27 protein-coding genes and 3 tRNA genes are annotated in these 24027 nt (G+C 59.0%); 13 read left to right on the top strand and 17 right to left on the bottom strand.

Annotation, left to right across the window (positions count from 1 at the left end; all coding sequences use genetic code 11):
- Positions 1-50 precede the first annotated feature (50 nt).
- Positions 51-1475, top strand: coding sequence for a M20/M25/M40 family metallo-hydrolase (locus KFE13_RS03790; protein ID WP_260705847.1), 1425 nt, complete (start codon positions 51-53; stop codon positions 1473-1475).
- A gap of 147 nt (positions 1476-1622) precedes the next feature.
- Here the strand turns inward: KFE13_RS03790 and KFE13_RS03785 are convergent.
- The 4 genes from KFE13_RS03785 to KFE13_RS03770 all read right to left on the bottom strand — a co-directional run bounded on the left by KFE13_RS03785 (position 1623) and on the right by KFE13_RS03770 (position 3810).
- Positions 1623-1698, bottom strand: a tRNA-Lys gene (locus tag KFE13_RS03785).
- Between the two features lie 111 nt (positions 1699-1809).
- The gene (locus KFE13_RS03780) at positions 1810-2664 is read right to left on the bottom strand and encodes a menaquinone biosynthesis family protein (RefSeq protein WP_260705846.1); all 855 of its coding nucleotides are present in this window, start codon (positions 2662-2664) and stop codon (positions 1810-1812) included.
- A gap of 78 nt (positions 2665-2742) precedes the next feature.
- Positions 2743-3339, bottom strand: a complete 597-nt coding sequence (locus tag KFE13_RS03775; protein ID WP_260705845.1) for a biotin transporter BioY — start codon at positions 3337-3339, stop codon at positions 2743-2745.
- Between the two features lie 18 nt (positions 3340-3357).
- Positions 3358-3810: a hypothetical protein gene (locus KFE13_RS03770; RefSeq protein WP_260705844.1), complete on the bottom strand. Its 453-nt coding sequence runs from the start codon at positions 3808-3810 to the stop codon at positions 3358-3360.
- A gap of 192 nt (positions 3811-4002) precedes the next feature.
- Here KFE13_RS03770 and KFE13_RS03765 point away from each other — a divergent pair, with 192 nt between their 5' ends.
- Together KFE13_RS03765 and KFE13_RS03760 are read left to right on the top strand one after the other, a co-directional pair.
- Positions 4003-4398: an FtsB family cell division protein gene (locus tag KFE13_RS03765; RefSeq protein WP_260705843.1), complete on the top strand. Its 396-nt coding sequence runs from the start codon at positions 4003-4005 to the stop codon at positions 4396-4398.
- A gap of 64 nt (positions 4399-4462) precedes the next feature.
- Entirely contained in the window at positions 4463-5101 is a 639-nt protein-coding gene (locus KFE13_RS03760; RefSeq protein WP_260705842.1) for a flavin reductase family protein, read from the top strand.
- Positions 5102-5114: 13 nt separating this feature from the next.
- Here the strand turns inward: KFE13_RS03760 and KFE13_RS03755 are convergent, their stop codons facing one another.
- Together KFE13_RS03755 and KFE13_RS03750 are read right to left on the bottom strand one after the other, a co-directional pair.
- Complete coding sequence (locus KFE13_RS03755) at positions 5115-5957, bottom strand: ABC transporter ATP-binding protein (protein ID WP_260705841.1); 843 nt, start codon at positions 5955-5957, stop codon at positions 5115-5117.
- Between the two features lie 10 nt (positions 5958-5967).
- Entirely contained in the window at positions 5968-6747 is a 780-nt protein-coding gene (locus KFE13_RS03750) for an MlaE family ABC transporter permease (protein WP_260705840.1), read from the bottom strand.
- 139 nt (positions 6748-6886) lie between these two features.
- Between KFE13_RS03750 and KFE13_RS03745 the strand changes: the two genes are divergently transcribed.
- Genes KFE13_RS03745 through hpnE form a run of 4 tightly spaced genes read left to right on the top strand, consistent with a single transcriptional unit; the run spans position 6887 to position 11164 of the window.
- A complete protein-coding gene (locus tag KFE13_RS03745) occupies positions 6887-7942 on the top strand; it encodes a zinc-dependent alcohol dehydrogenase (RefSeq protein WP_260705839.1) in 1056 nt (351 codons plus the stop codon).
- Positions 7939-8880 carry a squalene synthase HpnC gene (gene hpnC, locus KFE13_RS03740; protein WP_260705838.1) on the top strand — a complete coding sequence of 314 codons (942 nt, stop codon included), beginning with the start codon at positions 7939-7941 and terminating at the stop codon, positions 8878-8880. Before KFE13_RS03745 ends, hpnC begins: the two co-directional genes overlap by 4 nt.
- Entirely contained in the window at positions 8877-9773 is an 897-nt protein-coding gene (locus KFE13_RS03735; RefSeq protein ID WP_260705837.1) for a phytoene/squalene synthase family protein, read from the top strand. Before hpnC ends, KFE13_RS03735 begins: the two co-directional genes overlap by 4 nt.
- Positions 9770-11164 (top strand): hydroxysqualene dehydroxylase HpnE, encoded by a 1395-nt coding sequence (gene hpnE / locus KFE13_RS03730; RefSeq protein WP_260705836.1) that lies wholly within the window; start codon positions 9770-9772, stop codon positions 11162-11164. The genes KFE13_RS03735 and hpnE overlap by 4 nt, the downstream gene beginning before the upstream one ends.
- 473 nt (positions 11165-11637) lie before the next feature.
- Here the strand turns inward: hpnE and KFE13_RS03725 are convergent, their stop codons facing one another.
- From KFE13_RS03725 to KFE13_RS03675, 11 genes are all read right to left on the bottom strand, one after another.
- A complete protein-coding gene (locus KFE13_RS03725) occupies positions 11638-12039 on the bottom strand; it encodes a DMT family transporter (RefSeq protein WP_260705835.1) in 402 nt (133 codons plus the stop codon).
- Entirely contained in the window at positions 12036-12476 is a 441-nt protein-coding gene (locus KFE13_RS03720; RefSeq protein ID WP_260705834.1) for an EamA family transporter, read from the bottom strand. The genes KFE13_RS03725 and KFE13_RS03720 overlap by 4 nt, the downstream gene beginning before the upstream one ends.
- A gap of 54 nt (positions 12477-12530) precedes the next feature.
- Entirely contained in the window at positions 12531-12983 is a 453-nt protein-coding gene (locus KFE13_RS03715; protein WP_260705833.1) for an SRPBCC family protein, read from the bottom strand.
- A 59-nt stretch (positions 12984-13042) separates the two neighbouring features.
- Entirely contained in the window at positions 13043-13753 is a 711-nt protein-coding gene (locus KFE13_RS03710; protein ID WP_260705832.1) for a hypothetical protein, read from the bottom strand.
- A 181-nt stretch (positions 13754-13934) separates the two neighbouring features.
- Positions 13935-15413 carry a hopanoid biosynthesis associated radical SAM protein HpnJ gene (gene hpnJ / locus KFE13_RS03705; RefSeq protein ID WP_260705831.1) on the bottom strand — a complete coding sequence of 493 codons (1479 nt, stop codon included), beginning with the start codon at positions 15411-15413 and terminating at the stop codon, positions 13935-13937.
- Between the two features lie 64 nt (positions 15414-15477).
- Positions 15478-15801 (bottom strand): hypothetical protein, encoded by a 324-nt coding sequence (locus tag KFE13_RS03700; protein WP_260705830.1) that lies wholly within the window; start codon positions 15799-15801, stop codon positions 15478-15480.
- A gap of 14 nt (positions 15802-15815) precedes the next feature.
- Positions 15816-17162, bottom strand: a complete 1347-nt coding sequence (locus tag KFE13_RS03695) for a TolC family protein (protein WP_260705829.1) — start codon at positions 17160-17162, stop codon at positions 15816-15818.
- A gap of 54 nt (positions 17163-17216) precedes the next feature.
- Positions 17217-18185, bottom strand: coding sequence for a tetratricopeptide repeat protein (locus tag KFE13_RS03690; RefSeq protein ID WP_260705828.1), 969 nt, complete (start codon positions 18183-18185; stop codon positions 17217-17219).
- An 8-nt stretch (positions 18186-18193) separates the two neighbouring features.
- A complete protein-coding gene (locus KFE13_RS03685; RefSeq protein ID WP_260705827.1) occupies positions 18194-19435 on the bottom strand; it encodes an efflux RND transporter periplasmic adaptor subunit in 1242 nt (413 codons plus the stop codon).
- A gap of 104 nt (positions 19436-19539) precedes the next feature.
- Positions 19540-21369, bottom strand: coding sequence for a single-stranded-DNA-specific exonuclease RecJ (recJ, locus tag KFE13_RS03680; protein ID WP_260705826.1), 1830 nt, complete (start codon positions 21367-21369; stop codon positions 19540-19542).
- 17 nt (positions 21370-21386) lie between these two features.
- Complete coding sequence (locus KFE13_RS03675; RefSeq protein WP_260705825.1) at positions 21387-21851, bottom strand: hypothetical protein; 465 nt, start codon at positions 21849-21851, stop codon at positions 21387-21389.
- 91 nt (positions 21852-21942) lie between these two features.
- On the opposite strand from KFE13_RS03675, the gene KFE13_RS03670 reads away from it, so the two are divergent.
- The 6 genes from KFE13_RS03670 (at position 21943) to KFE13_RS03645 (ending at position 24024) form a co-directional block, all read left to right on the top strand.
- A complete protein-coding gene (locus tag KFE13_RS03670; protein WP_260705824.1) occupies positions 21943-22296 on the top strand; it encodes a (2Fe-2S) ferredoxin domain-containing protein in 354 nt (117 codons plus the stop codon).
- Between the two features lie 62 nt (positions 22297-22358).
- Positions 22359-22637: a DUF507 family protein gene (locus KFE13_RS03665; RefSeq protein WP_260705823.1), complete on the top strand. Its 279-nt coding sequence runs from the start codon at positions 22359-22361 to the stop codon at positions 22635-22637.
- A complete protein-coding gene (locus KFE13_RS03660; RefSeq protein ID WP_260705822.1) occupies positions 22634-22909 on the top strand; it encodes a DUF507 family protein in 276 nt (91 codons plus the stop codon). The genes KFE13_RS03665 and KFE13_RS03660 overlap by 4 nt, the downstream gene beginning before the upstream one ends.
- A 112-nt stretch (positions 22910-23021) precedes the next feature.
- Positions 23022-23098, top strand: a tRNA-Glu gene (locus tag KFE13_RS03655).
- A 25-nt stretch (positions 23099-23123) separates the two neighbouring features.
- A tRNA-Glu gene (locus KFE13_RS03650) sits at positions 23124-23200 on the top strand.
- Positions 23201-23289: 89 nt separating this feature from the next.
- Positions 23290-24024: an MgtC/SapB family protein gene (locus tag KFE13_RS03645; RefSeq protein WP_260705821.1), complete on the top strand. Its 735-nt coding sequence runs from the start codon at positions 23290-23292 to the stop codon at positions 24022-24024.
- Positions 24025-24027: the final 3 nt, after the last annotated feature.

Genomic DNA, 24027 nt, shown 5'->3' with positions numbered 1-24027 from the left:
ACCTCATGATAAAGCTTTCGCCTTGTCTCGCAACAGCGGTTGTCCTGTGGTTGCCTTCTGTATTCTTTGCTCAGCAGAAGGCTGCTCCTGAGGCGAAGCTGGACTTTCAGGCGGTTGGAGCTCCGCTGAAGGCGGACCATGTTGTCCCCCAGATTGCAGCTGCCCTGAAGCTTGTCTCATCGGAGCACATCAAGGCGAATATCACGCATCTGGTCGAGTTTCATAATCGCTCGACGCTCTCTTCCACGGAAACGGATCTGAAACCGGGAACAGGTGTCTTCGCTGCCGCCGACTGGATCAAATCGCAGTTCGAAAGCTATGGCAAGGAGTGCGGAGGATGCCTGGAGGTGTTCTTGGACGAGTCCATCGAGCAGCCACAGCCGGGGCTGAATAACGGCCCTCCACGCATCGTCAAACCGACTCCGCTGCGGAATGTTGTTGCGGTCATGAAGGGAACCGATCCCACTGCTGCGAAGCGCATGTATCTGGTAACTGGTCACTATGACACGCGCGAGACCGACGTTATGAATACGCATGACTTTGCGCCCGGGGCGAACGACGACTCCAGCGGTACCGCCGTTTCTATGGAAGCCGCACGCGTTCTGAGCCGATTCAAATTTCCTGGCACGATCGTTTTTGTTGCGGTTGCGGGAGAAGAGCAGGGGTTGAATGGATCGCGTCACCTTGCCGAGCGTGCCCGCAAGGAAGGCTGGCAGCTGGAAGGTGTTCTTAACAACGATATCGTTGGTGGCGATACGACTCCTGGTGATCGGCTTCAGTCGAAGCAACGCATTCGCGTCTTCTCGCAGGGGATTCTGCCTTCGGCTCCCCTGGAACAGATTCGCCAGACGCTCAGTCTCGGTGCAGAAAGTGAGACTCCGTCGCGTCAGCTGGCCCGCGAGGTGCTCGCTGTCGGGCGAACGTACTTCGCCGGTAGCTTTCGGCCTGTGATGGAGCTTCGTCTCGACCGCTTTCTGCGTGGCGGAGACCATCGTTCGTTCAGCGAAGTGGGATTTGCCGCAGTACGCTTTACCGAGTGGCGCGAGAACTTCGATCATCAGCACCAGCACGTTCGCACGGAGAATGGAAAGGAGTACGGAGATCTGCTGAAGTTCGATGACTTCAGCTACATTGCGCAGGTGGCGCGACTGAATATTGCCACACTGGGTACGCTGGCGGACTCTCCTGGTACTCCGCAACGCGTTAGGGTAGCGACTTCCAATCTGGACAACGACACGATCCTCAAATGGGATGTGCCGACGAGTTATGCGCAGCCCGTCACGTATCAAATCGTATGGCGTGAGACGGCCATGAATGATTGGCAGTATTTTGTGGACGCTAAACAGTTTCCGGGAGGAGAACCGAACAGTGTGCGTCTGCCGGTGTCAAAAGACAACGTCTTCTTTGGTGTGCGTGCGTGCAGTTCTTCCGGGGCTTGCAGTCAGGCTGTAGCTCCGATTCCAAGCCGTAACTAGCTGCATTATTTGCACAGCGATAGAGGGGAAGTGGTGTGGCAAAAGTGTGTCAGTCGGTGCCCGAAATTGCCCGTATATAACCGTATTCGGCTTATCCTTCCGCACGAGGCATTCGTTATGGAAGTTATTTGTTTTCAGTTAGGAAAGTGGTGGACGCGGAAGGAATCGAACCTTCAACCTGTCGATTAAGAGTCGAATGCTCTGCCAGTTGAGCTACGCGTCCAGGTTTTTGGAACGTTGACGAGAGTTGTTTCTATGAAGAAAAACTGCAATCGGTCAACTTTTTAAGAATAACACAGCCTGCGGCATTTGTGGATGCCGCAGGCATGTCAATTTAGCCAACGAAATCCACATTCGCGCGATGAGGAATAATGCCGCGCTCATAGCCCATGTCGAGCAGCTTGCGAATGGCCTCGCGCCCATCGTCGCCGTAGTTCAGCGTCCGCTCGTTCACGTACATGCCTACAAAGCGATTGGCCAGCGTTGTGTCGAGGTCGCGTGCAAATTGCATCGCATACGCCAGCGCTTCTTCGCGATGATCCAGCGCGTGCTGGATGCTGTCGCGAAGAGCATTCGTGGCCATCAGCATCGTCTCCTGGCCTAGCGAGCGACGAATCGCATTGCCGCCGAGAGGCAACGGCAGGCCGGTCTGCTCGCGCCACCACTGCCCAAGGTCGATCAGCTTGACCAGGCCATCGTTCGCATAGGTGAGCTGGCCCTCGTGAATGATCAGGCCAGCATCAAACTCCCCGGAGGTGACTGCTGGAATGATCTTGTCGAAGGGGACAACCGTCGTCTCGAAATCGGGGTAGTACAGCTTCAGGGCGAGGAAGGCAGTCGTCAGCGTACCCGGAACGGCGATCCGCTTCTTCTTGACGTCAGCTAGAGTCACCTTCGGATTGGCGACCACCATCGGGCCATAGCCTTCGCCTACACTGCCACCGCAGGCCATCAGTGTGTAGTTGTCCTGCAGATACGGATAGGCATGGAAGGAGATCGCTGTGACATCGTAGAAGGCCTCGTTGATGGCCTTATGGTTCAGCGTTTCGATGTCCGTCAGCACGTGGGTGAACTTGTAGCCAGGAACGCGGACCTTGTTCGTCGCCAGCCCGTAAAACATAAATGCATCATCGGAGTCAGGGCTGTGAGCAATGCTAATTTCTTGTGTTGCTGTTTGTGCGGCATTCATGATGCAAGTATTCCTCTGGGAGTGTTGAGCGAATGTGAAAGGCACGTTGCGGTGCCTGAGAAAGAGATGCCGGCGAGGCTAGTTGCGACGCCAGCGATCGATGGCGCTGAAGATTCCCGCCGCGGCAGCAATCTTGACCAGGTTGCCGGGGATAAATGGCGTGACGGCCATGTTCATCACGGAGATCGGTGCCAGATGGCGATACTGTGCCAGCCACGTTGCGCCAAAGCCAAACAGGACGATGCTTGCCAATGCGCAGGCTACGGCGGCACGGGCGAAGCGGTTATTGAGCTTCAAGGACCGCGCACCCCATCCGGCAATGGCTGCCACGAACGGGAAGGCAAGCAGAAAGCCTCCGGTCGGCCCCATCAGTTGAGCGACGCCACCCAGACCCTGTGGCGTAAAGACCGGCATTCCAGCCGCTCCTTCAGCCAGATAGAGTGCCAGCGCTGCAAATCCGCTGACCGGTCCAAGCGCCAGACCCACCAGCAGAACGGCGAAGTCCTGCATCGTCAGCGGCACAGGCGTGAAGGGAAGCGGCACGGTGATGTGTGCGCAGACAGCGATAAAGACCGTTGCGGCAACGATCAGTACGGCGCGCCCAGGCAGAGACTCCGCAAACGAGCGTGTGGAGCTTTGCGCCAGACCCTGAGGGGCAGAGAAGGTGGATTGCATGGTGAGAGTCCTTTCGCGCTAAAAGCGTCTTCTTGAAGTGTTTTTCGTTCCGGCGACATGGACCTGCCGTGATGGGTGCGGGTCCGTCAGGTCGCCATAATCTTTGTTGAAGTAAGCCCAGTCCATACGTCCGCCTGCGAATTCGGCGTGCTGGGAGTGTGCGGATTGGGGCCCTTTGCGCTGTCCTGCTACCGGCTGATCCTCGCCTGCAGGGTGAATCTCAATCGACTGCGAGGGAGCATTCCACGGCTTCTTTGCTGTAATCCCCTGGACGGTTTGCTGAGGAACCTGCCGTGGCGAACGCATCGGCCGATGCTCAGTCGCGGCGTACAAGTGGCGGCTGAACTCCGGCACAGGGGGAACTGATGGCCGCTCACGCCTGTGTCCCGCCTGTACATGACGCACCATCGCAATGCTTGCTGCAATCAGGGCGGCAAAGCAGGCGGCCGAGATGATGTAGAGAATGAGCACCCTCAGAAGGATATCAAGATGGCGGGAGTTTCGTGCATCTTATTCCCACGGTCTCTACAACACATGGGTGACCCCCTCTCGCGCTACCCGTCGTCACAAAAGGACGCATAAAAGCATTACCAGTCAGATACACACGGCGGGCAACAGGGGTTTTCCACTTGACGCCTCTATCCCAAACTTTTGTACTCAATCATGATGGCTGCTTCAGGTAAATCCGGCGCTGGCGTGAGAAATCCTTCTCGTGTTGTGCGTTTTTATCACCAGGCTCTCTCCAATTGGAGGAAGGGAGTAACCGTAGCTGCAGCCGCTCTTGCCATCGCGCTTGGCTATCACGTGGTCTTCGGCCAGAATGGCCTGACCGCTTACGAGCAGAAGCGTCACGATACCCGGCAGCTCGATGAGCAGCTCAAGAGCCTCCAGCACGAAAATGAACTACTCAAGGGGCATGTCGATCGCCTGCAGAACGACCCCAATGCCATTGAGCATCAGGCTCGCGAGGAGCTTCACTACACCCGGCCTGGCGAGGTTATCTACACCCTGCCTGCGTCCGCTCCCGCTCCAGCCAAAGACACGACGGCCAAGAAGTAAACGCACCCCCTATCGCGAGTCTAAGTCGGTCTTCTTTTCCTGTACCCTCTACGGAGGAGTTGCCATGAAGTTCGACATGGAAAAGGCCACGCACCGGGAGATTTATAACCTGCTTATCGGGCTGGTGGCTCCACGGCCCATTGCGCTCATTACCAGCATCGATGAAGCAGGCATTATCAACGCTGCTCCCTTTAGTGCATACAACTATCTCTGCACAGATCCTCCGATTGTGGGCATCGGCGTTACCGACCGCCCCACGGAGCGGTTCGTCCCCAAAGATACCGCGCGCAATATTCGACGCACCGGGGAATTCGTTATCAACGTAGTCACCGAGGATATCGCTCAGCAGATGAACATCTGCGCCACCGACTTTCCTGCCGGAGTCTCCGAGCTGGATATGGCGAATCTGGAAACGGCTCCCTCAGCCGTCGTGAAAGTGCCTCGTATCGCCCAGGCCCACGCAGCGCTCGAATGCCGCGAGTACACCACGATGGAGATCGGCCGCTCGCGCATCATCCTCGGCCGTGTCGTCTCGATGTATATCGAAGACCAGTACGTTGATCCCGCCGGTCCCTATATTCGTGCCGAAGAGTTACACGCTATCGGTCGTATGAATGGGCTGGGCAATTATGTGCGCACGCGCGACAGCTTCATGAACATCCCGCGCATCCCTTACGAGCAGTGGAAAAAGGAGCACAGCTAGGCCGCTGTATCGATCAGGAAAGATATTGCTTCAGCCACGGATCGGTGCTGCTCACCAGTTCCCGTGTCGTCCCGTCGAAGACGACCTTACCCTCGTTCAGTACCAGAAACTTTGTGCTTTCGTCGATGCCATTGTTGGGGATGCGCTCCATCGTGTTTGTCTTCGGATCGAACCGATTCATCGCCAACGTAAACGCGTCCTGTAAGCGATGCGTGATGACCAGCGATGTCGTATGGTTTACGTCGCGCTGCTTCATGACCAGCTCGATGATCGTCGTTGAGGTGATGGGGTCAAGCCCGCCCGTGGGCGAATCGTAAAGAATCAGGTCGGGCCTTGAGACGATTGCACGTGCAATTGAGACACGCCGCCGCATACCGCCTGAAAGCTCTGGCGGGAATTTGTTGATTGCCTGCTCCAGCTCGACGAACTTCAGAGCCTCCACGACACGCTCGTGCGCCTCTTTCTCTGGCACATGTTCTTCGTACAGGCGATACGCGACATTGTCCTCAACGGAGAGGGAATCGAACAGCGCCGACTCCTGAAAGACCATGCCGATTCTGGCGCGCAGCTTGTAGAGATCGCGCTCGCGCATCGTCGTAATCTCTTCGCCGAAGACTTGTATCGAACCCGAATCCGGAGCCATCAGTCCGTTTGCCAGCTTCATCAATACGGATTTACCGCCACCGGCAGGCCCCAGAATGATGCGCGTCTCGCCCGGCTGGACGTTGAAGGAAACGTCGATCAGGACCGGCTTCAGGTCAAACGCAATCGACACGTTTTCGAAGACCACGACCGGCTCTCCCGGGGCCGCGTTCTCCAGTTTCGTTTTGTCGTCCGTCAAAAGATCCTCGGCCATAGGTTTCCCTTTACCGGCCAAAGATGCCGATCATGGCGCGGGTGACCAGCAGGTCAACAAAAATGATGAAGATGGAGGAGACAACCACGGCCTGCGTGGTGGAACGTCCCACACCTTGAGTACCACCCTTGGTCGTCATGCCGAAATAGCAGCCTACGGTTGCCACAATGAAGGCGCTGAACAGTGGCTTCGTCAACCCCTGCACGATGTCGGCATATTGGAGCGAGCGATACGATGAGCTGAAGTAAGTCGATGCGTTCATGCCCAGCATCGCCACGCTGATTAGAGCGCCTCCTGCGATTCCTACGGCGTCGGCAATGATCGTCAGGAAGAAAAGCATAATCACCGTCGCATACAGCCGGGGCGTCACCAGCTTGCGGACCGGATCGGTTCCCAGTGCGCGCATGGCATCGATCTGCTCGGTCACCTTCATCGAGCCGAGCTCCGAGGCCATGCCCGCCGCATTGCGTCCGGCCAGCATGAGTCCCGTCAGCACGGGGCCCAGCTCCTTGACCATTGCCAGCGCGACCAGGTTTCCCGTCATGCTGACTGCGCCAAAGGTCTTCAGCGAAGACGCCGACTGCAGCGCCAGCACCGATCCGGTAAAGAAGCCTGTCAGCGCGATGGTCGGCAGCGAGCCCACGCCGATCAGGTCCATCTGCGTGTACAGATCGGCCATATAGCGAGGCCGCGAGAAGATATTCGCAACAGCCTGCCACGCCAGGATCGAGTATTCCTGAATGGCGCCGACCTTTTCTTTGGCAAAGTCTTCTGGAGAGACAAAGGGCATGTTGTATCTGTGGCTCAGAGTATCAGATGCGCTCCGTTCTCCGCAGTGTGCCTCTCTGATGTATCCCATTGAGCTTCTTTGTCGTACCGGCTGGAAGGACCCTCTGCTTGATGAGAAAATAGATGGGATGGGTTCCCGAATGACGGCAGCGGTTCTGTATGGCAGTGAAGATCTACGCCTGGAGGAGCTTGAAATCCCTCAGGCTTCGGCGGGCGAGCTTATTGTTCGCGTCGGCGCAGCGCTGACCTGTGGTACGGACCTCAAGGTGTATCGCCGCGGTTACCACGCCATGATGCTGAAGCCGCCCATTCCTTTTGGCCATGAGTTGGCTGGCATTGTTACGCAGGTAGGCGAAGGGGTGACGAAGTTTCGTGAAGGGGACCGCATCGTCGCCCTGAACTCCGCTCCCTGTGATGCCTGCTACTTCTGCCTCCGTGGGCAGCAGAATCTCTGCGAAGACCTGCTCTTCAATAACGGGGCTTACGCCGACTACATCCGCATTCCCGCCCGCATCGTCGAAAAGAACACCATTGCTGTTCCTGATGGCGTCCCCTTTGAGTACGCTGCCCTTACCGAGCCTCTGGCCTGCGTCGTTCGTGGGCTGGAGGAGACTGCTCCGCGGCTTGGCGACACCATGGTTGTGATCGGCGCGGGACCCATCGGCCTGATGTTTATGCATGTCGCCGCGCTTGCCGGCCAGAACGTCATCGCCGTCGTCAAGCGCGATGACCAGATCGCCACCGCAAAGCTCTTTGGCGCCCGGCAGGTCGTTCAGACGACGGCTGTAGAGGATGTCGTCAAGGCGACTCGCGCCCTTACCCCAAACGGTCGAGGCGCCGATTCCGTCATTGAGGCAGTTGCGACGCCCGCTACATGGGAATGGGCCGTCGACATGGTTCGCAAAGGGGGAACGGTCAACTTTTTCGGCGGACCGCCTGCAGGTACCAAAGTTCAGCTGGATACCAACCGTCTCCATTACGGCGATATCACTCTGAAGGCCAGCTTCCATCACACGCCAGCTACCTGTCGCACCGCTTTCGAGCTGATCACCAGCGGACGCTTCAAATGCGCCGAGACAATCACGAGCCGCGCCACGCTCGATCAGGTTCCCGAAATCTTCGCGCGCATGATGATGCGAACTGGCGGCTCACGTGAGATCAAGACGGCCGTCTTTCCTAAGGGAGCGCCTCGTTGAGCGATCTAAGCACCTCTGAACACGCGCTGCTGGGGGCGCCGCACCAATACCTCACGCCTATCGCGCGGCCTACGCTTGCCGAGGCGCAGGCATGGTGCGCCGAGTTGACGCGGTCGCACTACGAAAATTTTCATGTAGCGACCTTCTTTCTTCCAGCAAAGGTGCGGCCTCACTTTGAGAGCATCTATGCTTACTGCCGCGTGGCCGACGATCTCGGCGATGAGGTGGCCGACCGTGCCGTTGCGACACGGCTGCTTGAGGCCTGGGGTTCGATGCTCGACGAGTGCTACGACAATCCGGAGCGCTCGATGCATCCGGTCTTCGTTGCTTTGCACGAATCCATCGTGGCCTGCGATCTGCCGCGGCAGCTTTTCCACGATCTGCTCATCGCCTTCCGGATGGACCAGATCAAGACGGAATACGAGACATGGGACGAGCTGCTGGAGTACTCGCATTACTCGGCGAATCCCGTGGGCCGGCTTGTTCTCCTGGTCTCGGGGTATCGCGACGAAGAGCGTGCGCAGCTTTCCGATAAGGTGTGCACCGCGTTGCAGCTGGCCAACTTCTGGCAAGACGTGGTTGAAGATAAGGAGCGCGGCCGTCGCTACATTCCAGCTGAATCGATGGAGCGGTTCCAAATTGACGAGGGTCAGATTGCTGGCCGCGTCTTTACGCCAGAGTTCGGCGCGATGATTCAGGATCTCGTCACGCGTACGCGTACCATGTTGCACGAAGGTGGCGCGATCAGCCGCTATGTCGATCGCGATCTTGCTGTCACGCTCAATCTCTTCCGCAAGGGGGGAGACGCTATTCTCGATGGAATTGTTGCGCAGGATTATGACGTTCTTCGCGGTCGGCCTGTCGTCTCCAAGGTAAAGAAGCTCGGCCTGCTCGCAGGTTCGATGCTCGAAAAGCTGCGCATAGGGAAGGGCCGGTGATCGTTACCGAGGCATACGCTGTTTGCCGGGAAATTGCGAAGCGCGAGGCCAAGAACTTTTACTACGCCTTCCGCGTTCTGCCGCGCCATAAATCCGACGCCATGTGCGCGATCTATGCCTTCATGCGCCGCGCCGACGATCTCTCCGATGACGAGTCGATCTCGCTCGACGAGCGCCGCGTGGCGATGGCGCGTTGGGTTGCGGCGTGGCGGGCTGCACGGGCAGGGGGCGCAACCGATGACCCGGTCTTCGTTGCTCTCAACCACACGCAGAAGCTCTTCCAGATTCCTGATCAGCTGCTGGAAGAGCTGGTGCAAGGAACAACGATGGATCTGGAGCCGCAGACGTCGGCCGTGCAGACCTATGCTACTTTCAACGATCTCTATCGTTACTGCTATCTGGTGGCCTCGGTTGTTGGACTAGTCTGCATCAAGATATTTGGCTACAGCGATCCTCGTGCCGAGAAGCTGGCTGAAGAGACGGGAGTTGCCTTTCAGCTCACCAACATCTTGCGTGATGTAAAGGAAGATGCGGAGCGCGGCCGTATTTATCTGCCGCTCGACATGCTGGCGCAATTCTCTGTGTCGCAGGAGCGCATTCAGGCGCTTGCCGCCGGAGCGTCGCTGGAGGCGCGCGAACGCAGCCTGCTCGGCGAACTCGGCAATCGCGCTGAGCAGTATTACAAATCGGCGGACAGCCTTCTTCCGTTGATTGATGCCGATAGCCGTGCTGCGCTCTGGGTTCTGGTCACCATCTATCATGGCCTGCTTCGCAGGATTGAGCGCTCGGGCTATGAGGTTTTCGGAGAGCGTATCAGCGTTCCTACTGCCCGGAAGCTCGGCATTCTTGCGCAGGGGGCAGCGCGATCGGTTGGCAATCGGGTGCTGTCATGACTGCCCAAAGTCACGATGTAGATGTCATCGTCGCTGGTGCGGGTGTTGCTGGACTGTCCGCTGCGGTCGCGTTATCGCAGGCCGGGGCGCGCGTCATGCTGCTGGAGCGGCGGCCTTATATCGGAGGGCGCGCTTATTCTTACCAGCATCCGGCGCTTGAAGAGACGATTGATTCGCAGCACGTCGTCGTCGGCTGTTGTACGAATCTGATTGAGCTTGCGCAGCAGGCTGGAATGGCAGACTCTTTTCGCTGGTACGACGAACTGATCTTTATGGAGCCGAATGGCCAGCGCAGTTTGTTGAAGCCTGGTCCGTTGCCTGCTCCGATGCATCAGACGCTGAGTTTTCTGCGTGCGCCGATGCTCTCACTGGAGGATAAAGCTTCTGTTGCAGCGGGCCTACTGCGCTTTTTGCGCGGGTTTCCGCAGGATGATGCTGAGAGTTTCGCCTCGTGGTTGAAGCGCACGGGGCAGACGGAGCGTTCGATCCGTCATTTCTGGGAGCCTGTTGTGATTGGCGCGCTGAACGACAACTTCGAGAGCTGCTCGGTGAAGTATGCGGGCAAGGTCTTTCATGAGTCGTTCCTGCGCTCCCCGCAGGCTGGGTTGCTTGGCATTCCGGCGGCTCCGTTGACGGAATTTTTTTCGCCGATCGCCGCGCTGGCCGAGCGCTCCGGCGTGGATGTTCGTCTCAAGTCTGGCGTCGATGCTATTGCTCAGACTGCGGACGGACGCTGGCAGGTTCGCTCGAATGGCAACGAGTATGTTGCAGATTCGCTGGTGCTGGCTACGGACGTTCGTCAGTCGCACAACCTGCTGGCGACGTTGCCTGCTTCGGAGGCGGAGAAGCAGCAGCGTCAGGAAGCTTACGAGCGATTTGTCCCTTCGCCGATCACGACGATTCATCTTTGGTACGACCGCGATGTGACGGGCGTCGATCATGCTGTGTTGCTCGACACGCGCATTCAGTGGGTGTTTACGAAGTCGCGTATTCGCCGCTGGCCTGAAGAGCGCGGGAGCTATCAGGAACTGGTCATCTCGGCCTCATGGCCTGAGCTGGAGATGGGACGTGAAGCGATTCTTGCCTCGGCGCTTCGCGAGTTCGAGACTTTCTTTCCGGCGGCTCGTCAGGCGAAGCTGCTGAAGAGCGGAGTGTTGAAAGAGGCTCGCGCGACCTTCTCGGTGACGCCTGGCCTCGATCGTTTCCGTCCGCAGCAGAAGACCCAGTGGTCTGGGCTGTATCTTGCCGGAGACTGGACGGCTACCGAATGGCCCTCGACGATGGAGGGAGCTGTTCGCAGCGGCCGTCTTGCGGCTGGAGAGGTTGTCGGCGAGCGGCGGCGGTTTATGGCTCCAGAGCTTCCAGCTACGGGGTTGATGAAGCTCTTCTGACCTCCTCCCCCCTATGTTTTGCGCAAAATATTCATAACATTAGGCTTAGACGTGGGCCTTGAATGTAAAATATTGATTCTGCATGGTTTAATCTGCAAAATATTGAAAATAAATGGTTTGAGGTGACCTCAAAAACTTGAGGCCGTTTTTGGGGCTATTTCTATTTTAGCGAGTGAAAAATAACTGATCGGCACTTTGGGAGAGGCCGCTTTGTGGCTTATTTTGTTTGATTTGCAGCGTTTTCCTGAGCTTGCGGGGCTTGACAGGATTAATGTCCCCATTGATCGGACTGGAGCGGATTTCCGAGGGTTGAATCCCTTCGGCTCGCCTGTGGCTCGTTCAGGATGACATTTTGTGAAAGAGGTTGGCGGTTGTGGCGCAGTCGGCGAAATGCGGGGGTTCCTCGACTGCGGCCTACGGCCTTCGCTCGGAATGACACTCCAGAACCTTCGCTCGGAATGACACGCCAGAACTTAGTGGGAGATGAGGATGACGCCGATGCACACGAAGAGGACAGCGAGCCAGCGGCGGCGGTCTACGTTTTCGCCCAGGACGAGTTTGGCGCAGATGGCGTTGCCGATGTAGGTGAGCGACGCGATGGCGGGGGCGGCGAGGGAGAGGTCGACGATGGAGAGCGCCCAGAGCATGGCGAAGAAGTTCAGCGCCATGCAGGCGGCTCCGATGAGGAACTTGGGGCTGGCGAGGACGGCCCGTATGGGGCCGAGGAAGCCTTTGAGGCCGGGACCGGTGCGGTAGTTATCGAGATCGCCGAGGTCGCGCATGGCGGAGGCGATGAGGACTTCGCCGGCGATGGCGAGGGCGGCAACGCCGCCGATGGCGGACCAGGTGTGCAGGATGGAGGTGGCGGACTTCAACGGCCTGCTCCTGAATCCATCAGGTCGAGCTCGTGGTGGGGAGCGGGGTCTTCGGTGCGCGAGGGGCCTCCTGCGACGAAGCCGACGGCGCAGACGATGAGGAAGATGCCGGCCCAGCGATAGAGGGAGAGATGCTCATGCAGCCAGAAGCGCGAAAGCAGAGCGACGACGACATAACCGAAGGCTGTAGCGGGCATGACGAAGGTGAGGTCGGCCCAGGAGAGCGCGGTCATGTAGCTGGCGAAGAAGCCGATGAGAAGGACGATGCCGGAGATGACGTAGGGGTTGAAGAGAGCGTGCCAGAGAAGGCCGAGGTGGTGGAGATCGACCTGTCCGACCTGGTCCATGCCGCGGGAGAGGAGGGTGTCTCCTACGGATGCGGTGAGCATGATGGTGATGAGGATGGCGTACTGCGAGGGTTTTAGGGCGTGCTTCATCTGCTCTTCAAGGATATCAAGTGGGAAGGGCACAGGTGATGGATAAGCGGGAGATCAGGCGGAGAATATCCTGAGTATGGTGGCGTTGCGATGATCGAAGATCTGCTGGACGGAGCGGCGCACGAAGAGTCGATGCACGAGATCGCCTATCGGGCCGAAGGGCAACTCATATTCGACATGGTCCTGCATCTGCGTTCCTCCGGGAGCGTCGGCAAAGTCGTGGCGATGGACCCAGCGACGATACGGCCCGGTAAGTTGGACGTCAGTAAACGTGGAGATTGGTTCAAAGACGGTGATCTGCGTTCCCCAGTGGAAGGGGATGCCATGCAGGCTGAGCCTGTAATCGATCAAAGCACCGGGCTTCATCTCGATCGGCAGGGGCGAGGTGATTTTGAACCTGAGAGTAGAAGGAGTGATCTGCTCAAGATTCTCCGCCTCTGCGAAAAACGCGAAGACCTCGGCGCGGGGCCGGGGGATGAAAAGCGATCGTTCGAGGTGATAGATCATGTGGTCTCTGCCTGTTGGATGCAGAGACCACGTCAAGCAATGCAGAGCAGGGAGTTTTCTTAGGGCTTTGTCACCTTCAGGTTGCTGACGGTTGCGTCGGTATTGTGCGCGAAGCGGAAGCCGTAGACGCCGTCAGTGGATTTGAGTTTGCCTGCGGTGACGAGGTCGGACTTGGGGAAGGTTTTTACCGTGGTTCCGTTGATGATGCAGGAGACGGTGTCGCCTTTGACCTGCATGGCGATCTCCTGTGTGACGGGCTGGCCTACGGCTGCGGCTTTGTGGACGGCGTCGTTGGCTTCGCGGCGGCCGTTGAGCTGGAAGGCTTCGGGGCCGAAGCCGCGCACGATGAAGTTGCCGTTACCGTAGGCGGCGCAATAGATGTAGCTCTGGTCGGCAGTGCCGAGTCCGTTGCCTGCGATGACGATGCCATAGGGATGCGGGTGCGTGTTGAGGTTCATGAACTTCGGCTCGGTGAAGGTGGCCGAGACGGTGTAGTCGCCCTTGGCGATGTTCTTCGGGTTCCAGTAGGTGATGGCGGGGCCGGTGGTGACGTGGAAAACCTTGCCTTCTTCGGAGAGCTTGGCGTCGTTGACGGTCTGTCCGGCCTTTTCGGCGTCGGCGTCGATCTTGCCCTGCCAGCCTTTTACGCTGATGCCTCCGCCGGCGACTTTGCGGTTCGTTTCGGGCGTCTCCTGCTGAGCGACGAGGGTGCCGGTGATGAGAAGACACGCGATGGAAGAGGCAAGAACAGAGCGAGAGACGAGACGCATGGAAGATCCTTTCGGGCTGAAGATCGGTTCGGACGTAGTATATGCGTTTGCGAAGGCGGGTGTTTTGAGCAAAGCATGCTTGATGTCTGAGACGTTCCGACTTCAGTGATCGTGATTCCATCGCAAGAAAAAGGCGGCCGGTTTCGTGACCAGCCGCCTGCAAGTATGGATGCAATGATGCTTACGCGTTCATGCTGACCGATTCCTGCTGCTTGAGGGCCTTTTCTTCGGCCTTGGCGCGGGCTGCGGCGTAGCGCTCCTTGCGGAGCTTCATGTAGCTTCTGGCTTCCTGATAAAGGCGGGGGACGTCGCGGTTGACGATGGCCTTCCAGACGACGCGGAACGCAGCCTTGGGACGGAAGTAGTACTCGTCGTAGAAGCGATGTACCTGCTCCATGACGTACTCGGTGGGCAGGCCGGGGTACTCGATGTGCGCCATCTGGTGGCCGCCGCCATCTTCCATCTTCTCGTTGGTGATGAAGTTGTTGCGCTTGGCGAAGTCGTAGAACTCGGTGCCCGGGTAGGCGTGGGCGACAGAGACCTGAATGGTTTCGCAGTCGAGCGTCTTGGCGAAGTTGATGGTGTTGCGGATCGACTCCTTGGTCTCGCCGGGGAGGCCGAGGATGAAGTCGGCGTGGATGACGAGGCCGAGGTCGTGGCAGTCCTTGACGAAGTCGCGAGCGCGCTCGACGGTGGCACCCTTCTTGATGTTCTTGAGGATCTGCGGGTCGCCGGACTCGAAGCCGACGATCAGCAGGCGGCAGCCGGCGTCCTTCATGGCCTTGAGGGTTTCGCGGTCCGTGGTGACGCGCGAGGTGCAGGACCAGGTGATGCCGAGGGGCTTCAACTTGGCGCAGAGCTCGATGGTGCGGGCCTTCTGGATGTTGAAGGTGTCGTCGTCGAAGAAGAACTCCTTGACCTCGGGGAAGTTCTCCTTGGCCCACTTCATCTCGGCGGCTACGTCATCGGAAGAGCGCTTGCGCCAGGCGTGGCCGGAGAGTGTCTGCGGCCAGAGGCAGAAGGTGCACTGCGCCGGGCAGCCGCGCGTGGAGTAGAGCGCGATGTAGGGGTGCAGGAGGAACGGCACGTTGTAGCGGGTGACGTCCATGTCGCGCTTGTAGATCTTGGTGGCCCAGGGCATGGCGTCCAGATCCTCAACCTGCGGGCGGTCGGGGTTGTGCTGGATGACACCGTTCGCGTCCTTGTAGCTGATGCCGAGGATCTCGTTCAGCGGCTTGCCATTGGCGTATTCGACGACGGAGAAGTCGAACTCGCGGCGGCAGACGAAGTCGATGACGTTGCACTCGTTCAGGGCGCGGTCGGGGTCGGTGGTGACCGGCGGTCCGACGAAGGCGATCCGGATGGAGGGATTGACCTTCTTGATAGCCTGAGCGAGAGCGTGATCGCCGGACCAGCCTACGGTCGAGGTGAAGAGCACCAGGAACTCATAGCCCTTGGCGATCTCGATGGTCTCGTCGGCCGAAATATGGTGCGGCGGAGCATCGAGCAGGCGCGAGCCTTCGAGCATGCCGGCGGGATAAGCGAGCCAGACGGGGTACCAGTAGGACTCGATCTCGCGAGTTGCGGGCCAACGGGAGCTGGCGCCGCCGTCAAAATTTTCGAAGGAGGGCGGGTTCAGGAACAGTGTCTTAAGCGGCATGGTCAGTACCCTCAATTTTACCATTCAGTTACGGCGATTGGGGAGGTGAAATGAGGGTTTCCGGCTATGGTTCCATCTGGCTCGATGTGGCCGTAACCCGGCTGTTTTCATCGAAGAAGACCAGCCAGTACTTACTTTCGACCGGAGAAAAGATAGAGCGGTAGATAAAAACGTGGTCGCAGGCAGGGGTGACGACGGTATCGAAGACGGAGCAGGACTTTTGTACTTGCTTTGGCTCGCCCATCAGCTGGAGCACATCGGCCTCGGAGGATTGGGCGCGAATGGCAGGGAAGTCGGCGGCGACGCGCCAGTCGCGGACGACACCGGCTGCTACGGCCACGAGGATTAGAAGGAGAACAGCGGTCAGGATGGTCTTCCAGTAGTTCATGGCAGAGCTCCGGCTTATTGCGGCTGCGGTGCATCCGGCTTCAATGCATCCGGGGCCTGAGTACGCGCTGCTGATTTTAGCCAATCTTCGAGTCCGCCGTTAAAGCGCATCAAATTAATTTCTGTCTGCCGGAGCTGGAGGTCTGCTTCGAGGAAGTCCAGATAACGGGCGCGCTCCTGAATGAGGGCGTTCTGTTCTTCCTTGGGGGTTGCCGGTTGGCCGTTCGGGCTGCCTCCATGCAGCTGAACGCGAACGACATCGATCTGGTTGAGGGCGAGCTCGCGCTCCAGCTGAGCGACCTCGGCACGTGCCTGCAGCTCGCGGACCGCGTTTCCCATTTTGTGACGGCCTTCGAGGAACTGATCGCGAGCCTGATCGGCCAGATGTATGCTGTGCTGCGCGTCGGCCATCGATTCACGACTCTTGGAGCGTTTGGTCATGTCGAAGATGGGCAGATTGAACTGCATGCCGAGCTGAATGTTGTTGTAGTTGTTGAAGCTGCCGGGCTTGTAGTAGTCCGCATAGTTATTGAAGCTGGCAAGCCGGCTGTATTGCATGCCAAGGCCGATCTGCGGACGGTACATCTTTCGCATATCGCCAAAAGCGCTCTGCAGCTTGGAGTGGGCAGCAGAGTAGGCGGCCTGTACCGATTCCGGCAATTGCGTGTCGGGGACGGGAGCATTGCCGGTCAGCTGGAGCACCGGGATGCTGTCGTGAACGGTAGCCAGCCCATCGGCAGGCAGGCCGGTGAGACGGGCGAGATGGTCGCGCTGATTGCTGGCATCGTCTTCAAGCTGAATCTGCCGCAGACGAAGGTTCGCTGCCGTCAGTTTAGAGCGCGTCAACTCCATCTTCGAGTCCTGACCTGCATCCAGGCGCTGCTGCACGATTCGGGTCAGCTCGGAGGCAAAGCCTGATTCTTCCTGTGCGGCTTTCATGCGCTCCTGATCGGCATCGAGGGCGATGTAGGTTGAGACGGCGTCTTCCATCACCTGCTGACGAACATCGTTGAGGCTGTGGTTGGCGGCCTCGAGTCCAGCGCGTGCGGCGTGGATGTAATTTTTCTGCGACTGGTCGAAGATAAGCGACTGCGCGTTGACGCTGAACAGGGAAGGAGCGCCGAAGGGGAAGCCATAGGTGTATCCCAGACCTGAGCCCAGGCTGAAGCTGGGGATGTAGACATCCTTGGTCTGGTTGAGGACGAAACGCGCTTTATCGACCTCGGCCTGTGCGGCCAGCACGCGCGGACTGTTCTTCAGGGCAAGATCGACCGCGGTTGTCAGCGAGATCTGAGCGGTTGCGGGCACGGCCATCGTCGCGGCGATCGTGGCAGCGGCGAGAAGGCTTTGAAGACAGGTCATACGTTTCGTGGGACTCCTGCGGTACTGGTCCTGTTTATGGTATCGCCTTTCACGTCAGGCTCCCTGCGTGGCTTTGAGAGCAGGTGAATATTTGGAGGCGAGGGCAAGGGCCGCGGCGTACTCGTTCTGTGCTGCCTGCATATTCCCGCGTTGTTTGAGCAGGTCGCCGAGCAGCATGCGCGCCTTGAATGCAGGAGCGTCATCGGTCTTTGCGGAAGAGGCGAGATAGTCGCGCAGGCAGCGTTCAGCAAGCTCCGGCTGGCGGTGCATTTCGATGAGAATGCTCGCCGCATCGTACAGGGCTGCATTTTTGGTGCGATTGGCGTCGATGCTGCTCTGAATGGCGGCGACGGTCTGGTCCGTTTGCGCGTGGTGCTGATAGAAGATGGCGAGATCGATCCACGCTTCAGGAGATTTGCCTGCGGCGATCGCGTTCTTGAACTCTGCTTCGGCCGTGGCGGCGTCATTTTTCTTCTGCGCGATCTGCGCCAGCAGACGATGTCCTTTGACGGGCGACCGGGCCAGCAGGCGTGGCGCGAGTGCCTGGGCTTTGTCCAGACCGCCGCCGACGATGCTGGGAGCATTGACGTAGAACTGGCCGAGGTCGCTCATCGCAGCGACGTTGTTTGGATCGAGTGCAACGGCACGCTCAAAGGCCGCGGCGACTTTTTTTGCAATGCTGAAGGCGCTGATCATGTTGGCCTGCGATGCCTTCAGGCCATAGGCGCGTCCCAGCCACAACTGGTAGTTGCTGTTGGAGGGATTGTCGCTGGCGGCACGTTCGCACTCGGGCACGGCTGCGTTCGCCATATCCTGCGCATAGTAGGCGCGGCACAGGAGCGCGTGCGCCGCAGCATCGTGCGGCTGCGTGGCGAGAGACTTCTGCAGGATAGTTGCTGCTTCGTCGACGCGGCCCTGGTTCAACAGCGAGGCGGCCTCAGTGCTATCGGCATGGAGCGAACCTGCAGCGAGAACTGTCGTGAACAGAAGGGGAAGGTATGCGCGGAGTGAAGATCCCGACATGGCCATAGCTATTCGACGATCTTTACGTTCAGTCCGTTGGATAGATCGCGGTTGCTGGTGGCGTTGGTGGCGACGATGTCTTTCTCGGTCAGGCCGCTCATGATCTCCACGCGCGTCAGGTTGAACGCTCCGATCTTGACCGGGGTGCGCACAAGCTTACCCTCCACAACGCGATAGACATAATCGCTTGCGCCCTCGGTGTGGAGAGCCTCACGTGGAATGCTGAGAACATTGAAGCGTTGCGAGACGGTCACTGTGACGGTCACGTTTGTATTGGGCAGAAGATCGCCCTGTGCGTCGTCTACGGTGATCAGGCACTCGCCAACGTTTCGGGTGCCGTAGGTGATGACGGTGGAAGGCGCCTGGCTGATATGTCCGTGCCATGCCTGATTCGGCTTGGCATCCCAGACGATCTTTACGGCCTGACCGATCGCCAGCTTGCCGATTTCCGGCTCGTCGAAGTAGGCGCGCACGCGAAGGCGCGTCAGGTCGGCGATATCCATCAGGTCTTCGCCGGCGGGAACGAAGTCATACTGCGAAACGGGAATCGAATACACGGAGCCGGAGAGGGGAGAGTGGATGTTGACGCTGGAATAGCTCTTCTCGGCGGCTGCCAGTGAGGCGTGGGCATCGTTCAACTGCGCCTGTATGCGGCTTCTGTCGGTCGAGCTATAGCGTTGTGTCTGGCGGAGCTTCACGCTGGCCAGCGTAGCGTTGGCTGCATCCAGCTGTTGCTGTGCTGCTGCAACTTCAGCCGGAGATGCCGCACCCTTCTGTTGCAGCTGCTGGAGCGAGGCCAAGGCAGTTTCGGCATGCTGCTTCTGCATCTGGGCGTGGTTCAGATCGCTGGCCAGAGCGTTGAGCTCTTCCTGCGACCCGCCCCTGGACAGATCGCTCGCCGATGCCTGCGCTGTCGCGACGGCGGTGCGTGCGGTGGCTACACGGGCGGCTGCGTCGGAGTCGTCCATCCTGACCAGCGGATCGCCCTTCTTCACCTTCTGGCCAACTTCGACATAGATCTTTGCGACGACTCCCGGGGCAGGCGCATGCGCCTGAAATTCTTCAATGGGTTCGACGCGGCCGTTGGTAGAGGCTGTGCTCAGCAGGTTCTGATGGGTGACGGCGGAGGCGCGTATCTCGACGACCTCGCGCGTGAACATGCGAATGGTCAGGATAGCGACTGCGACAACGGCGAGAATGATGCCGGTTAGCGCATAGGGATTCAGGCGTCTTGTCTCGGTCGTCGGCATGGGTGCTCGAATGGTCAGTATATAAGACGCATGACGAAGACAAGACGAATCAAAAGAATTACTTCCGGGGGAGAATCAGGCGCCGTACGCAGCGAGGCGGTGCGCTAATCGACTACGGGGCGTATGGCCGCCAGCTCCAGCTCGAGGCCGGGATAGTACGGATTGGTCTTGGTGCGCAGGCGATAGGCGATGTCGATGCGTGAGCCAGGGCCTAATGCAAGGTTCTGGCAACGGTCCACCCAGGTGCAGCCGCGGCGGCTCCAGCCCATGGCGCTGAAGCGCGCGTCGCCGGAGGTGACCTCGAGGCAGACATGCTTCTCCTTGATGACGCGGACTGCGGCGGTAAGTTCTACCTTGCGCGTCATGAGCAGAGGCTCCGGATTGCCCACGCCGTAGGGGCCGCAACGCTCGAGCCAGCTTTGGAAGATGGGGTTCAGCTCGTTGAGAGCGATCTCGATGTCGCATTCCAGTGGCGGCGCGAGCATCTCGCCCGCCAGCCGCGTACTGCTGTGCTGCTCCATCGACTCGCGCAGCCGCGGCACGCGGTTTGTAGGAAGGGAAAAGCCGACGGCGTGAGCATGACCTCCGAAGCGTGTGAACAGGCCGGCGTCGTCCTGCGCATGTACGTCCGTCAGCGCATCGAGCAGGTGGTATCCCTCGATGGAGCGTCCCGAGCCGTGCGCCTGGCCATCCTCGTGGGTGAGCACAAGCGCGGGCCGTCCGGTGCGGTCGACGATCCGCGAGGCAAGAATGCCGAGTACACCGCGATGCCATTCGGCGTCATCCATGACGAAGCACTGGGCAGGGAAGGTTCCGTCGGCGAGCTGAAGCTCGGTCAGACGCGCATCGATAGCCTCCAGCGCGCTGGCCTCCGTCGCCTTGCGCTCGTCGTTCAGGCGGTTGAGCTTCGCGGCCAGGTCGCGGGCACGCTCTGTATCGCGTGTAAGAAACAGTTCGACCACATCGCTGGCGACGTCCATGCGGCCGGCTGCGTTGATGCGCGGTGCGATGCGAAAGCCGACCTCGGTTGCTGTTGGAGGGCGGTCGATGGGGATCTGTGCAACTTCCATCAGCGCTCGCAGGCCGGTCTGTACGGGGTTGCGCAACTCGGCAAGGCCAAGCGATGCGATGACGCGATTCTCTCCTTCCAGCGGCACGGAGTCGGCGATGGTTGCGATGGCGACCAGTTTCAGGAAAGAGGGTACAAGCCTGCGCTGCAACTGGTCGCGCTCGCTGTCCGTCTCGCAGGCGGCCTTCAGAATGGCATGCGCGAGCTTGAAGGCAACCGCAGCGCCGCACAGCGATTTGAAGGGATACGTACACCCTGGCTGCGCGGGATTGATGACGGCAAGCGCATCGGGAATGCCGTGTGCCTCGTCGGGCAGGTGGTGGTCCGTCACGATCAGATCGAGCCCGAGAACTTTCGCTTCTTTTGCCGCGGCAAAAGCGCGGATTCCGGTATCGACACTGATGACGACCCTGACACCATCGGCTGCCGCATCGGCCAGCACACCGGTCTGCATGCCGTAGCCTTCGCGGATGCGATGCGGTACGTGATAACGCACCCGGGCGGGCTTGTTCTTCGGGGCCATGCGCTCGATGGCGGTCTTCAACAGCACGGTGGCGGTGGTGCCGTCGACGTCGTAGTCGCCGTAGATCAGGATGGGCTCGCAGGCGTCGACCGCCTGCTGTATCCGCTTCACGGCGGTCTCCATGCCGAGCATCAGCAGGGGATCGTCCAGGTCATCGAGTGAGGGGGAGAAGAACGCACGCACCGCCTGCTCCTCGATGAATCCACGCGCTACCAGCAGCCGCGCGATGCCCTCGGGGCATCCAGCCTGCGCCATCACACGCTCGACCGCAGCACGATCTGTCTCGTGCGTTATCCAATTGCGTTCGGTTGTCGCGTGGCTGGAGACTGCCGTGGTGGCCACAGTGCGCCTGTCCCTTGCTACTCGTCGTTGTCGCGGTCGTCGACGACGATGCCGCCGAGGTCCGAAACTGTATCGAGCAGGTCCTGGAAGCTGTCGTACCACTCCGTCGCGACTTCGAAGAGGAACATGACGCCCTGATGCGCGAAGCCAAGCTGCAGGTAGCCGATCTTGCCTACATGGCGGACGAGCCGTTCCGCATCGTCGATCTCCGGCGCTTCGTCGTCAGGGTAGACCTGATCGCGGATGCGCTCAATCAGCAGGGCGATGTCCGACTTTTCCAGCACAACTTCGCTCATCGTCAGGAAGGGAGCGCCTGAGGCCTTGGCCAGCTCGACGAAGTCCTTCCATCCGTCCGGGTTGTCTTCTTCAAAGAGCACCGAGGGCACATCGTCGGAGACATAGGCGGTCATCCTGCGAAGTCCATGCCCGGCGACGAAGGCGATCATGTCGTCTTTGAGCGAAATGAGGTTTTCTGGCTGCATCGAACATCTATTGTCGCAGAAACGCGTCTGAGTCGCATCTCTGCTTTGATAGTGGCTAAGGCATGGAAAATACGCAGGAAAAGGATGATTTGTGCCACTTTTTGAACATCACGTCTTTATCTGCACGAACGAGCGCGACGCCTCGGCCGTGCGTCCCAGCTGCCGCCCGCGGGGAAGCCAGCAGCTGAAGAGTATCTTCAAGGACGCCATCAGGGAGGCGGGACTCCGGCATACGGTTCGTGCCAACGACTCCGGCTGCCTCGATCAGTGCGAGCATGGCCCGGTTGTGGTGGTCTATCCGGAAGCCGTCTGGTACGGCAATGTGCAGCCGGAAGATGTCGGCGAGATCGTTACCCGGCACCTGGCTGGCGGCCAGCCTGTCGAGCGCCTGCGGCTGGCTCCGGAGTGCATCAACAGTGAATCCTGCCCGCACAAGCAGAAGTAGCAAACCCCAGTGATTCATCGAGATCAACCGGAATATGACGTGTTATATTCAGTCTAAAGTCAATGATTTTTTCTAAAGATTACGTAGGGTACCTGGCGCGCCAGACCGTCAAGCATCTCATCGCGCAGAAGATGATCCAGACCGACAAGGTGGCCCTTGTTGAAGAACGGGTGACGACAGGCCTGATTGACGAGCTTTCGCTCGAAGACCGCATCAATGATGAGGTTCGCGTCATCCTCGAAGCCTTCCAGGACGACATGCGCAAGACCGGAGCCAGCTATCCGGAGATGTTCAAAAAGGTGAAGAATGAACTGGCTCGCAAGTACAAGGCGGTGCTGTGAGAATCTCACGCGACAAACTGAACAAGCTGGCCCACACGGTTGCCGATACCCTGGCCGAAATTCCTGAGTGCGACTTCCTCGAGGACCGCAACACAATCCGTCAGGAGGCCCGCAAGGCGCTTGAAAAGCTGCTGACCGAAGAGACAAGGATCGATGCCGCCGCACGGCAGAAGATCGCCTCCCAGCGCAAGATCATCCTCGAAGGCTCGCAGGAGTGGGACATTCTCTACCGCAAGTACTACAACGACGAGGTCAAGAAGCTCGGGCTTTAGGCTTCTTCTTTCGTTGTTTCGCCGAGAAATTCGAGATCCGGCAGAGGACTGCATCCAAAGCGGTTTGATGCTATAATCAATTCATCGCAACGGAGATTTATTTCTCTGTCATGGCGTTATGGTGTAACTGGTTAACACGTCGCCCTCTCAAGGCGAAGAGTCCGGGTTCGAGCCCCGGTAACGCTACCAATCCTATCCATCGTCGATAGCCTTTGGCGCCATGGTGTAACTGGTTAACACGCGGCCCTTTCAAGGCTGAGAGTACGGGTTCGATCCCCGTTGGCGCTACCAAACCTCTTCAATAAAATTTTGTTACAGTGTTCTATCTATTTCGCTTGCGCGGGTAGCTGCGGTATTGTCCAGAAGAAGCTCTATCTTCTATGACGAACCCCTGGCTCAAGTGGTGGACTGATTCGGTCGCTTTGGTGGATCAGCCTACTTTTCCCCGCCTTCTGCTGGCCCTCATTTTAGGTGCATGTATCGGTGCCGAACGCCAGTGGCGGCAGCGCGCTGCCGGACTCAGAACCAATACGCTCGTCTGCTTCGGAGCCGCGGCTTTTGTTGATCTCGGCCTGACCATCGCTCCCGGCACCACGCAAGTTATCGCCTATGTCGTCTCCGGCGTGGGTTTCCTGGGAGCCGGAGCCATCATGAAGGATGGTGCGAATGTCCGCGGCCTGAACACGGCAGCTACGCTCTGGTGCTCTGCTGCGGTCGGTGCCTGCGCCGGGGCGGGCGAAATGCTCGATGCCGTCTTTGTCACGGTCCTTCTTATTGCGATTAACTCCGTTCTGCGTCCACTCTCGCGCGCCATCGATCGGCGTTCGTTGGCCATGTTGGAGACGCGCACGCTCTATCGCATCCGCCTGCTCTGCGATCACCTGCATCAGATCGAGGGCGAGTACGAGTTGACCCGTGCTATTGCACTGCGAACCCTCGTGCTCCGCAGCATACGCGCCGAGGAGGTGGAAGGCTCCAACGCTTCGATTGTTCAGGCAGTCGTCGAATCCTCCACTCACGACCCCGGAGTCCTCAAGGCTATCGCCGCCGATCTACAGGCGTTGCCCTGGGTTCAGTCCGTCGAGTGGACAGAGACAGCGCCCGAGACCGAGTAACGT

The sequence above is a fragment of the Edaphobacter flagellatus genome (assembly GCF_025264665.1).
In the GTDB taxonomy this organism is placed as follows: Bacteria; Acidobacteriota; Terriglobia; order Terriglobales; family Acidobacteriaceae; genus Edaphobacter; species Edaphobacter flagellatus.
The sequence above is the reverse complement of the archived record's forward strand: the minus strand, read 5'-3'. Positions and strand labels throughout refer to the sequence as shown.